This is a genomic window from Candidatus Microthrix subdominans, assembly GCA_016719385.1.
Lineage (GTDB): Bacteria > Actinomycetota > Acidimicrobiia > Acidimicrobiales > Microtrichaceae > Microthrix > Microthrix subdominans.
The window spans coordinates 85,990-98,210 of the sequence record JADJZA010000010.1 but is presented as its reverse complement, the minus strand read 5'-3'; the positions used below and the strand labels follow the sequence as shown (position 1 = coordinate 98,210).

Sequence of the window (12,221 nt, the reverse complement as noted above, 5' to 3'; positions counted from 1 at the left end):
GCTCACGCAGGATCACAGCTCACCCGGCCGGCATCGAGCACAACGCGGTCGTCTCCGCCGTGGGTGGTGAACAGTGCTGCGTCGGCGCCACTTCGCCACATCCGAATGGTCAGCGGCTCGCCGGGGAACACCGGCGAGGTGAAGCGGCCTTCCATCGACCGAAAGCGGGAAGGGTCGCCGTCGCAGAGGCGATCGAGCAGGGCACGGCCAGTGAAACCGTAAGTGCACAGGCCGTGCAGGATCGGCCGATCGAAGCCTGCCAGTTGGGCGAAGCCCGGGTCGGAGTGCAGCGGGTTGCGGTCGCCGGAGAGACGGTAGATCAGTGCCTGATCCTCCCGGGTCGCCAGCGTCACCTCCTCGTCGGGAGCGACACCCTCAGGGGCGGCGTTGCGGGGACCCGACGGGCCGCGCTCACCACCAAAGCCCCCCTCGCCGCGGATGAACACCGACATCACCTTGTCAAACAACGCCTCGCCGTCAGCCGTCGACGATCGGGACGTGACCTCGACGACCGCACCGGACCCCTTGTCCCAGACGGCGGTCACCTCGCCGACGGTGACAACCGTCCCCTCGACCGGCAACTCCCGGTGCAGGACGATCGCCTGCTCGCCGTGGACGAGCATCGCCGGATTGAAACTGCCGATGTTGGCGAAGGCCCCGGAGGCGTCGCCCAACACCACCGCCTGGGTGGGGTACGCCCGCTGGTCGACGTTCATCGAGTTCTCGGTCGTGAATGCCAAGTCGTTGGTGCCGCCCCCGATCCCCACCGCGTACAGCAGCGAGTCCTTCGTCGTCCACGACGACTCGGTCGGCGCGCTGGTCGATCCCACTGCGTTCGGATTGATGGCCATCAGGCCCCCCTGATCCACTCGACCTCCGAGATGCCCTCGGAGGAGTGCTCAATGAACCGCCATCCTCTCAGGTCAGGGCGCCCATTGACGCCACTTTTGTCCCCCCATCCGCGATAGTGGTGCAGTGGGTCTTTCTCGACGAGCGGTGTTAATCGCCAGCATCATTCCGCTCATCGCCATGGCGCTGTTGTCGGCGGCCTACTTGGTCGACGGAGCGGCGCAAAACGGTCGCGTGGCACGAAACGTCTCGGTCGCCGGCGAATCCGTTGGCGGGCTGAACCGGACCGAACTTGAAGTGAAGGTCAACGAACTCGCCGCCGACTTCCCGGACACACCCGTGACGATCAGCGCCGAGGACCTGTCGATCGAGACCACCGCCGGAGACCTGGGCTACGAAATCGACGTCGACGCCACCGTCGACCGTGCCCTCGCCCAGGGCCACGCCGGCTACAGCCCGGCCAAGGCGGTCCGCTGGCTGTCGAAGCTGTTCGACTCCTACGAGCTGCCGGTGGCGCTGACGACCGACGTCGACAAGCTGAACTCCACCGTGGTCGCCCTCGAAGGCGACCGCCGGACCGATCCGGTCAACCCGCGCATTGAGTTCACCGATGCGACCGCCCAGATGATCCCCGGCATCCCGGGACGGAAGATTGATACCTCGTCGATCACCAGCCAACTGTCCGGATCCCTCGACAGCCTGAGCGAGACGATCGAGCTCACCGCCGACCGCGAGACGATCCCCACCCCGATCAGCGACCAGGTCGTCGCCTTCCTCAAGGGACACCTGGACAACGTGCTCGGCACTCCGTTCACGCTGAAAGCAGGAGACCAAAGCGCCGAGCTGAACGCCGAGGACATCGTGCCGATGCTCTCGGTCAAGGAAGTCAAAAACGTCCCGACGCTCACCGTCGACGCCAAGGTCGCAGGGCTGGTGGTCGCCGACCAACTGCCGACGCCGTCCAACCCGACCGGGGTGAAGTTCACGCTGGGCCCCAACGGACCCACGCCGGTGGCCGGCACCGACGCCGTGGTTTGCTGCGACAAGACGGCCGGCACCGTACTTGCCCAGGCCATCGAGAAGGCCGAACACGAAGTGAAGCTGCCAACGACCAAGTTCAGCGCCGCCCAGGGCGTGGACGAGGCATCCAAGGCCGGCGTCAAGGAGGTGGTGTCCTCCTTCACCACCGAGCACCCCGGCGGGCAGCCCCGCGTGCAGAACATCCACCGCATCGCCGACCTGACCCGCGGCGTCTACATCCCGCCGGGCGGATCGTTCTCGATCAACGACTTCGTCGGCGAACGCACCGAGGCGAAGGGCTTCGTGTCAGCCCCGGTGATCTCGGACGGAGTGTTTACCAAGGACACGGGCGGAGGCGTCAGCCAGTTCGCGACCACCCTGTTCAACGCCTCATTCTTCGCGGGCATGGACATCCCGAAGTACAAGGCCCACTCGGTCTTCATCTCGCGGTACCCGTTCGGCCGCGAGGCAACCTTGTCGTACCCCGGCGTCGACCTGAAGATCACCAACCCCAGTCCCTACGGCGTGATGATCTGGCCGTCCTACACCGACACGTCGATCACGGTCGACCTGTACTCCACCAAGTGGGTGCAGGCCGACCAGACCGGTCAGACCGGCGAGAAGCCGGGCGAGGGTGGGCTGCGCTGCGGCAATATCACGACGACGCGCACCAAGACGGTCATCGCAACCGGTGCGAAGTCGAACGACACGTTCAACGCCAGCTACGTGTGCAAGGAGCCCGAGACGGCCGCCGACTGACTCGGCTGCCCGCCTCGCATGTGACACCGGTCCCACATTCCGACAGGATGAGCGCACTCCCGCGCTGTTCAACCCAGGTTTGTGAGGTGCCGTGCTTCAGCTGAACGAGATCGAGTCCTTCGAGTTCGACGACCGGATGAGCGACAGCGACGCGCTCATGTGGAGCATAGAAAAGGATCCACTGCTGCGCTCAACGATCGTCACCGTCAGCACGTTCGAGGGTCGACTGGACCACGATCGGGTGCGCCACCAGATCGACTACCTCAGCCGTGTGATCCCCCGGTTCCGCCAACGCGTGCGGGCCAACCCCCTGTCGATCGCCCCGCCCCGCTGGGAGTTCGACCCGTACTTCGACCTCTCCTACCACCTGCGCTTCGTCACCGTGTCCGAGGGAGCGACCCTGGCCGACGTGCTGACGATGGCCGAGCCGATCGGCATGCAGGGCTTCGATCGGGCACGGCCACTGTGGGAGGCCACCATCGTCGACGGTTTGGCCGACGGCACCACCGCGCTGATTCTCAAAATCCACCACTCGATCACCGACGGCGTCGGCGGGATGAAGCTGCAGCTGGCGCTGTTCGACCTCGCACCCGACGACCCCAAGCCGGAGCTGCCCGACGCTCCGGACATCCATGTGCTCAGCCAGCCGGAGCGGGTGGCCGATGCGGTCACCTACGAAACCCAGCGCAGTGCCTCGCTGTTCGCTTCCTGGGCCAAGCGCGGCCTGGGAGGGGCGATGGGGGTCATCACCGACCCGGTCGGAGCCTTGGCCGGGGCCGAGGAGCTCACCGAATCGGTGTTTCGCCTGGTCAAGCCGGCGTCGCCGCTCAGCCCGCTGATCACCGAGCGGTCGCTCTCGGTTCGCTTCGCCACCCTGCAGTTTCCGCTGCCGATCGCCAAGGCGGCGGCAAAGGCGGCCCACGGCCGCCTCAACGACGCGTTCATCGGCGGACTGGCGCTGGGGCTGCGCCGCTACCACGAGGCCCACGCCCGCAACGTCGAGTCGTTGCGCATGAACATGCCGATCAACGTCCGCAACCAGACGGTTGGAAACACCGCCGGCAACGCCTTCATCCCGGCCCGGGTCGAGGTGCCAATGCACCCCGACGAGCCGATCGAGATGATGAAGCAATTGCGATCCGTGGTGCTCCACGCCCGCGACGAGCCGGCCAACGACCTGATGGAGCTGCTGTCCAACGGGCTCAACCGGCTGCCGACCTCGATGACGTCGGCGCTGTTCGGCGCCATGTTGAAGGGCAACGACTTCACGGCCTCCAACGTCCCGGGTGCGCCGATCCCGCTCTACCTCGTCGGCCAACGGATGCTGTCCCAGTACGCATTCGGCCCCAACGCCGGCTCGGCGATGAACTTCACGCTGGTCAGCTATGCGGACGACTGCTTCATCGGCGTCAACATCGACCCGGTGGCCGTGCCCGACCCCGACGTCCTGATGCAGTGCATCGAGCTGGGCTTCGAGGAGATCTTTTCCGTCGTCCCCTCAGCGGCGGCGGAGTGAGGCCACCAGGTCGGGGCGGGGATGTTGCCGACCCAGGCGCTTGTAGCCTGGGCGGGTGCAAACCGAGCCCACCGTCATCATCGGCGCCGGCCCCGCCGGGTGTTCAGCCGCCATCACCCTGGCCCGGTCCGGCGCTCGGGTCGCCCTCGTCGACAAGGCGACCTTTCCCCGCGACAAGATCTGCGGCGACGGCCTGACGACCAGTGCCCTGCGGGAGTTGGAGGCCTTAGGCTTTCGCCCCGACGGAGTGCCCAGCTGGACGCCGGTCGACGACGTTGTCGTTCGATCCCCCAGCGGTAACAGCGTGCGCTTTCCGCTGCCGCGGGACCGCAGCCTTCATGCGGTCGTCGCCCGGCGCGAACAGCTCGATGCCGCTCTGCTCGACCACGCGCGCACCTTCGACATCGAAGTGATCGAGGGCGAGGGCATCGCCGAGCTGGAGCGCACCTCCCACGGCGTGGCCGTGACGACGAGCACCGGACGCCGGATCGACGCCGGCTACGTCGTCGCCGCCGATGGCATGTGGTCCCCCACCCGCAAGCTGGCCGGCGACGTGCTGCCCAAGTACCGGGGCGACTGGCATGCGTTTCGCCAGTACTTCACCGGCGTGACCGGGCCGGCCGCCACCGAGCTGTGGGTCAGCTTCGAAGCGGACATCCTGCCCGGCTACTTCTGGTCGTTCCCGCTGGGCGACGGCCGGGCCAACGTGGGCTTCGGCATCATGCGCCATGATGGCGTCGCCCCGGGCAACAAGCTGTCGAGGGTCCCCGACATGGCCCGAACGTGGCCCGCGCTGTTGGAGCGCCCCCACATCCGGGAGCTGCTCGGCCCCGACGCCACGCCCGAGTCACCGCACCGGGCCTGGCCGATCCCGGCCCGCATCGGCGGCCCGGCCCTCACCGGCGACCGGGTGTTGTACGTCGGCGACGCCGCCGCTGTGGGCGATCCGCTGACCGGGGAGGGCATCGGCCAGGCGCTGATCACCGGCCGCCTTGCCGCCGAATCGATCCTCGGAACCGCTCACCACCCGGCGGGCAGAGGGGCCGAGGCGGCCTATGAGGCCGCTGCCCGGGCCTCGCTGGTCGCCGACCACCGCATGTCGGTCACCCTCTCGCGGGCGCTCACCCACCGCAAGGGCGCTCGGGCCGCCATCGCCTTGGCCGGCCTCTCCGGGTGGACCCGCCGCAACTTCGCCCGCTGGCTGTTCGAGGACTACCCCCGTGCGCTGCTGGCCACCCCCCGCCGCTGGCGACGGGGCATGTTCACCCCCGACGGGGCCTACGACCGTCATCCGGAAACAGACCCGAAGGAACCGGCGGGCCAGCGCAGCTAAATTCAGGCGATGATCTCCACTCGACTGACCGAACTGCTCGACATCGAGGCACCCGTCATGCTTGCCGGCATGGGTGGGGTGAGCTACCACGAGTTGGCCGCGGCCGTGTCCAACGCCGGCGGTTTCGGCTGTCTCGGCGCCTCGACGATGTCCGACGAGGTGATGGTCGAGGAGATCGCCCGCACCGCCGCCGCCACCGATAAACCCTTCGGCGTCGATCTGCTCACCGCCGCAGGGGACATGACCGACAAGGTGCGGGCGATCATCGCCGGTGGTGCCAGCGTGTTTGTCGCCGGATTGGGTGTGCCCCGCGACGTGGTCGAGCAGTGCCACGACGCCGGCCTGCTCGTCGTCAACATGTGCGGCAAGGTGCACCACGCTGTCGACGCGGTCGCCGCCGGTTGCGACCTGGTCGTCGCCCAGGGCACCGAGGCCGGCGGCCACACCGGCCGGGTGGCCACGATGGCGCTGGTGCCACAGGTGGTCGACGCGGTGGGCGATCAGGTGCCGGTCGTCGCCGCCGGCGGCATCGTCGACGGACGGGGGCTCGCCGCCGCCCTGGCGCTGGGGGCGGACGGGGTGTGGGTCGGCACCCGGTTCATCGCCACGCCCGAGGCGCGGGCGGTCAGCGGCTACAAGGACACGCTGCTGAATACCGGCGAGGATGGCACGACGGTCACCCGGGCCTACACCGGCAAGACCTGCCGGGTGGTGCGCAACCGCTACACCGAGGGCTTCGAGGAGCAGGGAGGGGTGGCCGAACCCTTCCCCGGCCAGTTCCTCAAGTCGCTCGAGGACGGCGCCAACCACCTGGGCGGCGGCCCCGAGACCGAGGGCGTCGACCCCGAGCGCGAGTTCTTCCCCTGCGGCCAGGGCGTCGGATCGCTCACCGAGTTGGTGCCCGCCGCCGACCTGGTCACCGGAATGGTCGCCGATGCCGAGGAGATCCTCGGGCGAGCGTCGAGGCTGCTTGCCTAACGACTCGGACGACTCAGCGCCCCAACCGGCTCAACCGGGCCACCAACACCTGGATGACCGTCTGCGGCTCCAGGCCGGAGGCCCCCCGGAGGTCCACGTCGGCGCGAGCGAGCAGTGCGATGGCGCGGGCCACACCATCGGGCCCCAACCGCCGGCTCTGGGTGAGCGCTTTCTTCGCGGGAAAGGTCGACCCCTTGATCCCGAGCAGGTCGGCGGCGTCGCGTTCGGTGCGCACATCGGCGCCCGACAGGGCTGCGATGCGCTGATAGTGCGTGGTCAGCGAGGCCATGATCTGCAGCGGGTGCCGATCTCCGCCCTGGATCATCCGGTTGAGATTCTCGACTGCGACGTTGGACTTACGGGCGTCGATGGCATCGGTGAGGTCCCACGGCGGCACCGACCCGGCCTCGCCCAGGTAGGGCACCAGATCGGCCTCGTCGACCAGCGCTCCCTCACCGAAGACGCCACGGAGGGTTTGGCCTAGGCCGACCAGCCGGCCAAGGTCCTCACCGAAGGTGGACTGCACGAGCGACTTCGCCTTGGGGGTGAGGCGGACCGGCAGATCGGCCAGGCGCTCCCCCACCCACTGGGAGCGGGCCTTGCCGCCCCCAGGCGCCTTGGTCTCGAGCAGGCCGCCGGCGGCCTTGACCGCGCTGAGCAGCTTGCGGGGCGTGGTGGCCAGACGTGACCCCGCAACCGCAGGGCGTTCCCAGGCGATCACGATGACCGACTGATCCGACGGCGAGTCGAGGTAGCGCAACAGCTCGGCAACGTCCTCGTTGGTGCCGAAGCGACCGGCCTCCCGGGCCACCAGGACGCGACGGCCAAACATCGAGGGCGTCTCGGCGGCCATGACCACCGCCCCCAGCTCGTAATCGGTCCCGGAAAACACGTCGAGGGTCTCGGAACGGTTGTCGTCGCCGATCAGCCGGTCGACCAGCTTGGTGACGGCATCCTCGACCAGCACGGTGTCGTCGCCGCGTACCAGCCACACCGGTGGGGGCGTCGTGGTCATCGCAGCTCTCCTTCGTCGTCGGGCCGGGCACGGTCGCCGGGCCTATCGGTGTGTCGGTGCTGCTCGATGGCCAGCAACACCTCGATCACCCTGCCGGCGGCGCGCACATCGTCGGTCGCCACCGCCGCCCCGGCCATCACCGCTGCGGCGACCAGCCCTGCGCTGGTGGCCGGGGGGGTCGCCGTCGGGATGACGACGATCAGGGGGTGGCGTCGCAGGTGGGGGTCGGCCCGCCACGACGCCAACGCGGCGGGAAGGTCGACACGGGGCTGGGCGCGGACCGCCGGAACCAGCCGGCCGGGTGCCAGGCCCTGCGCCGCCGCCAGGCGTGCCAGACCGGCCAACTCCTCCTCGACGCTGACGCCGGGACCGTTGTCACTGTCGTTGCCGTTGTCGTGGACCCCCACCTCGAGGATCAGCTGGGTGGTGCTCGGGTACTGCGCACCGAGCGCACCGGGTGGGCCCAATGCGTCTATCGCTGCGGTGGGGCCGACGTCGTGCCCCACCCACACCGCGGCAACCCCGCAGCCAAGCGCCGCTGCGAGCGACCCGACGTCGCTCACCTGGGCGATGACCGCCGGGTCGGATCCGGTCGGATGATCATTCCAGACGATCACCCGAGCGTCGGCGGCGGCGCTCCACGGTGGGCGCGCCAGCGGTGTGGCGATCAGCGTGTTCGTGCCCACGACGGGTGCCTTCTCGCCTGCTGCCACGGTGCTGCACCGTAGCCCGAAGGAACGCCACCACCCGCAGGCGGTTCACCCGTCGACGGCGTCCGGGCACGCCGGTTCGGACAACCCCTCGTCGAGGGCCCGCACCTCACCCACCGGCACAGCGTCGCGCACCGCGACGGCCGTCTCGGCCAGGCGCAGCCCTCCCGGTGCGACGAGCATCACGTCGAGATGGCGCACCTCGGCCTCGGCCAGCGCCTGAAGCAGGCGACGCGTGGGCGGCGCTTGACGCAGCACGAGGACGGTCGCTGCCTCGTCGGCCAGCAGGCAGCCGCCCGGTACTGCGCCACCGGTCACCGTCCGTGGCCAGCCGGCCCAGCACACCAGTGCGACCAACGGGGCCAGGACCAGCCGGCGATGCCGGAGCCGGCCGACCGAGAGCCACGTCGCCCAGCTGAGCGCCGCCACGACGAAGACGGCCAGGATCTCACCCGGGGTGAAGCGGCCCAGCGGCAGCCGGGCCGACCAGCGTGCCACGCTGTCCACCCACCACGCCGCCACGACGACGGGGAGTCGTGCCACCCAGCCCCACGGCCCCGGTAGCGAGCCGGCGACCAACCCGACGGTCATACCCCACCCGGTGAGCAACCCGGCCGGGGCGCCGGCAGCGACGTTGGCGGGAAACGAGGCCACCGGCACGGCCAGGCCCGCCACCGCCAGCACCGGCGCCACCCCCACCTGAGCCGCCAGGGTGGCCCGGCCGACCGCCGCAGGATTCCAGTCGCTGCCCCGATGACTCCCGAGGCCGACGACCAACCCCATCGTGGCGGCGGCCGACAGCCAGAATCCCAGCGACCCGACGACCAGCGGGTCGACGAGCACCACTGCGGTGAGCGCCCCGGCCAGGACGGTGGGTGCGCTCAACCGTTGGCCCCGGCCTGTCGCCATGGCGACGACCAGCGCCGCCGCCGCGGCCCGCAGCACCGACGGGTCGGGCCGCACGATGAGCACGAACCAGCCGACGGCGGCCGCGGTGGCCCATGGCCGACGGGACACCGGCACCCGGGCCAGCAACGGGGCGCACAGCACCAGCATCAGTGCCACGTTCTGTCCGGAGACGACGAGCAGGTGGGTCAAGCCGGAGCGCAGAAATCGATCGCGCTGAGCATCGGACTGGGACCGGTCATCACCCAGTGCAGCACCGAGCACCAGCGCCTGGGCGTCGGGGTCGAGCGGTTCCACCGACGCACGGATGCGTTCACGCACGCCCGATGCCAGCGCAAAGCCGCCTCGCCCCGGTTCGATGTCGGACACCGAATCGACGTGGAGCTCGCCGGCCAGGTGTCGGGAGCGGTGCCACCCGGTCGGATGCTCGAAGCGGCTGGTCCGTCCGCTGACCCGCAGGGTGTCGCCAACCTGCAACCCGGCCACCTCGCCGGCGGAGGGGCTCTCGATGCTGGCGAGCAGTCGGCGGCCCCGGAGGGCAACCACCACCTCGACGCTTCCGAAGAATGGGCTGGGATCGCTGCGCAGCACCGCCGGGCCCTCCACCCTCCCCGGCCGCAGGTCGTCGAGCGGGTTGAGCGCACGAATCGATAGGCCCACCGTGCACAACGCCGCCGCCACCGCCACACCCGCCGCCACCCGGCGCCGCCAGGCCCACAGCAACACGAGGGCGGCCACGATCAGCAGGACGATCGCCGCCGACCGGGATGCCGCCCCAAGGGTTCGGCGGGCAAACGGGCCCAACGCAGCCCCGCCGAGCGCAGCGGTCGCCACCGCCAGCGGCGCGCGGGCGTCGGCGAGCCGCTCGCCCACCGACGAACGACCGGCGGACCCGGGCTCCACCCCGGCGGGCTCCGGCGTCACACGGTCACCAGATCGATCAACGCCTCCAGCTTGGCGTCACCGATGCCCCGCACCTCGAGCAGGTCCTCCACCTGGGAGAAGCTGCCCACCTGGTTGCGGTACTCGACGATGGCTTCGGCGGTCACCGGTCCGACGCCGGGCAACTCGTCGAGCACCGCCTCGTCGGCGGTGTTGATGTTGACCAGGGCACCCTCGCCCGGTGCGCCGGCCGATCCCTCGCCCGACGCTCCCGGCGTCCCCGACGGGCTTCCGGGCCCGCCCTCTCCCTCCTGAGGACGCTGTGCTCCCGGAGGATGCTGCCCTCCCTGGGGGATGGTGGCGGGGGCATCGATCTGGCCCACCGCCGGGATGTAGGTGCGCGCTCCGTCGATCAGCGGCTCGGCCAGGTTGACCCGGTCGAGGTCGGCCTGGGCGGTGACACCGCCGGCGGCGCTGATCGCGTCGGCCAGCCGACCGCCGGCGTTCACCGTGTACAAGCCGGGGTGGTGCACCTGGCCGGCCACGTGCACGACCACCTCCTGGGGCGTCAGGGAGTTGGCGGTGTCCGCACCCTCGGCTGTCGAGGAGACCGGGGCCGCCGAGTTGCCGGGGGTTGCCGGACCGGGCGGGGTGGCCGAGCCGCCGGCGGGCACCGCACCACCTGAGCCCCCAGCGGGAAGCGAGCTGACGGGTGCGGAGCCAGCGGCCTCGGCCGAAGCGGCCGCCGACGGTGCCCTGGGCAGCTCGACCGGCGGAGCCCGACCCTGAGACAGCCACCACGCCCCGACCGCCAGCACCCCGACGATGCCGAGCGCCGCCAGCATCCTCATCACCAGGGCATGTGCCAACAGTGGGTTGGTCCGCACTGGGTTGGTCTGCACTGGGTTGGCCCCGGGATCATGTGCCGACGCGCCGCCCACGGCCCCCGAGCGTTGGCGCACGCGGTCCCACCAGGCGGCGAAGCGGTCGGCCGCACCGCTTCCCTGCCGCCGGTTGCGCCCTGTCGGGGGCGCCAACGCGTCGAAGGGATCGTCCATGGCGCCCAACCTAGAAAAACCGACCGCCGCTGACACTGGGGATCTCGCCCCGGGCCGCGCTCCCCGAAGGCGGCCCCGGCAGCCCGGTCGATCAGCGGATGGGCAGGCCCCGCACCAGGCGCTGTGCCTCCCATTCCGCCTCACACTCGGCGCTGAGGTGCAGGTAGGCGTCGTGATGACGTCGGCCGATCAGGCGACCCCGCAGGTACTCGCCGAGGTACCCGACGAGAAACCCGAGCCATCCCCGTACCCGCCACTGGCGAACGTGCACGGCCTCGTGGGCCTCCAGCCGCTCGTGGCCCACGACCTCGCTGCGCATCGACACGACCGGACCGATCGTGATGGCGGCGGAGCCCGGGGGCACCGGGCCGCCCTCCAGCGCGTAGTACCCGGGGCGGCGCACCAGCTTCACGGTGAGACCCGCTCCGTCGTTAGAACAACCGGGCGGACAGCTTGCGTCGCCACTCTCCGGTGGCGGGGCTGTCGGGATCCAACAACTCGAGCAGTTCGAGGAACCGCGAGCGGGCGTCATCGTCGGCCTTCACCCGGTCGAGGAGGGATCCGAGCTCGGCCTCGATGCCGGCGACCGACACCGATCCCCCCTCCGACGCCAACGCCCGCACGTGGCGTACCTCCAGGTTGGCATCCGACATGCCATCGATCAGGGCCAGGCCCTCCTCGGCTCGCCCGTCGGCGACGAGCAGCTTGGCCAGCGCCAACCGGGCGCCCTCGTGGACTGCATCCATCCTCAGCGCGGTGCGCAGCGACGCCTCGTCGCCCAGCTCGACCAGCGCGTTCACCGCCTCGGCCTCATCCGGCGGCAACAGGCTGCGGACAAACTCGGCCACCTTGGCCTCCGGCTGGGCGCCGGTGAAACTGTTGGCCACCTGGCGATCGACCAGGCCGAACACCGCTGGGATCGACTGCACCCGAAACACCTGCGAGGCCTGCGGGTTCTCGTCGACGTTGATCTTGGCCAGCGCCACCTTGTCGCCCAGCTCGCCGACGACCTTTTCGAGGATCGGGCCGAGCGATTTGCACGGCCCGCACCAGGGCGCCCACAGGTCGACGACGACCGGAACCTGCTCGGAACGTGCCAGCACCTCGGTCTCGAAGGTGGCATCGGTGACGTCGACCATGGGGACAGCTCGCTTTGTTTGCCGGACGGGCTCACCAGCATATGAGCGCATCGGTG

Annotated in this window: 11 protein-coding genes; 4 read left to right on the top strand and 7 right to left on the bottom strand. The window is 70.1% G+C overall.

Going from position 1 to position 12,221, the window contains the following annotated elements; genetic code table 11:
• Window positions 1-2: 2 nt before the first annotated feature.
• Window positions 3-851, bottom strand: coding sequence for a MaoC family dehydratase N-terminal domain-containing protein (locus IPN02_17895; GenBank protein ID MBK9298658.1), 849 nt, complete (start codon window positions 849-851; stop codon window positions 3-5).
• A gap of 145 nt (window positions 852-996) precedes the next feature.
• Between IPN02_17895 and IPN02_17890 the strand changes: the two genes are divergently transcribed.
• The 4 genes from IPN02_17890 to IPN02_17875 all read left to right on the top strand — a co-directional run bounded on the left by IPN02_17890 (window position 997) and on the right by IPN02_17875 (window position 6,455).
• A complete protein-coding gene (locus IPN02_17890) occupies window positions 997-2,628 on the top strand; it encodes a VanW family protein (GenBank protein MBK9298657.1) in 1,632 nt (543 codons plus the stop codon).
• A gap of 91 nt (window positions 2,629-2,719) precedes the next feature.
• Entirely contained in the window at window positions 2,720-4,144 is a 1,425-nt protein-coding gene (locus IPN02_17885) for a DUF1298 domain-containing protein (protein MBK9298656.1), read from the top strand.
• 55 nt (window positions 4,145-4,199) lie between these two features.
• Window positions 4,200-5,477 carry an NAD(P)/FAD-dependent oxidoreductase gene (locus tag IPN02_17880; GenBank protein ID MBK9298655.1) on the top strand — a complete coding sequence of 426 codons (1,278 nt, stop codon included), beginning with the start codon at window positions 4,200-4,202 and terminating at the stop codon, window positions 5,475-5,477.
• Between the two features lie 9 nt (window positions 5,478-5,486).
• The gene (locus tag IPN02_17875) at window positions 5,487-6,455 is read left to right on the top strand and encodes a nitronate monooxygenase (protein ID MBK9298654.1); all 969 of its coding nucleotides are present in this window, start codon (window positions 5,487-5,489) and stop codon (window positions 6,453-6,455) included.
• A gap of 13 nt (window positions 6,456-6,468) precedes the next feature.
• On the opposite strand, the gene holA is transcribed toward IPN02_17875, so the two are convergent.
• The 6 genes from holA to IPN02_17845 all read right to left on the bottom strand — a co-directional run bounded on the left by holA (window position 6,469) and on the right by IPN02_17845 (window position 12,216).
• Complete coding sequence (holA, locus tag IPN02_17870) at window positions 6,469-7,470, bottom strand: DNA polymerase III subunit delta (GenBank protein ID MBK9298653.1); 1,002 nt, start codon at window positions 7,468-7,470, stop codon at window positions 6,469-6,471.
• The gene (locus tag IPN02_17865) at window positions 7,467-8,183 is read right to left on the bottom strand and encodes a hypothetical protein (protein MBK9298652.1); all 717 of its coding nucleotides are present in this window, start codon (window positions 8,181-8,183) and stop codon (window positions 7,467-7,469) included. Before IPN02_17865 ends, holA begins: the two co-directional genes overlap by 4 nt.
• 45 nt (window positions 8,184-8,228) lie before the next feature.
• Entirely contained in the window at window positions 8,229-10,010 is a 1,782-nt protein-coding gene (locus IPN02_17860; protein MBK9298651.1) for a ComEC/Rec2 family competence protein, read from the bottom strand.
• Window positions 10,007-11,026, bottom strand: a complete 1,020-nt coding sequence (locus tag IPN02_17855) for a helix-hairpin-helix domain-containing protein (GenBank protein ID MBK9298650.1) — start codon at window positions 11,024-11,026, stop codon at window positions 10,007-10,009. The genes IPN02_17860 and IPN02_17855 overlap by 4 nt, the downstream gene beginning before the upstream one ends.
• 91 nt (window positions 11,027-11,117) lie before the next feature.
• Window positions 11,118-11,438 (bottom strand): hypothetical protein, encoded by a 321-nt coding sequence (locus tag IPN02_17850; protein ID MBK9298649.1) that lies wholly within the window; start codon window positions 11,436-11,438, stop codon window positions 11,118-11,120.
• A gap of 19 nt (window positions 11,439-11,457) precedes the next feature.
• Complete coding sequence (locus tag IPN02_17845; protein ID MBK9298648.1) at window positions 11,458-12,216, bottom strand: tetratricopeptide repeat protein; 759 nt, start codon at window positions 12,214-12,216, stop codon at window positions 11,458-11,460.
• Window positions 12,217-12,221 lie beyond the last annotated feature (5 nt).

Excerpts from the sequence above, each read along its gene's own strand:
- IPN02_17845 (MBK9298648.1), bottom strand. The coding sequence starts at position 12,216 with ATGCGCTCATATGCTGGTGAGCCCGTCCGGCAAACAAAGCGAGCTGTC.
- IPN02_17895 (MBK9298658.1), bottom strand. The coding sequence starts at position 851 with ATGGCCATCAATCCGAACGCAGTGGGATCGACCAGCGCGCCGACCGAG.
- holA (MBK9298653.1), bottom strand. The coding sequence starts at position 7,470 with ATGACCACGACGCCCCCACCGGTGTGGCTGGTACGCGGCGACGACACC.
- IPN02_17855 (MBK9298650.1), bottom strand. The coding sequence starts at position 11,026 with ATGGACGATCCCTTCGACGCGTTGGCGCCCCCGACAGGGCGCAACCGG.
- IPN02_17875 (MBK9298654.1), top strand. The coding sequence starts at position 5,487 with ATGATCTCCACTCGACTGACCGAACTGCTCGACATCGAGGCACCCGTC.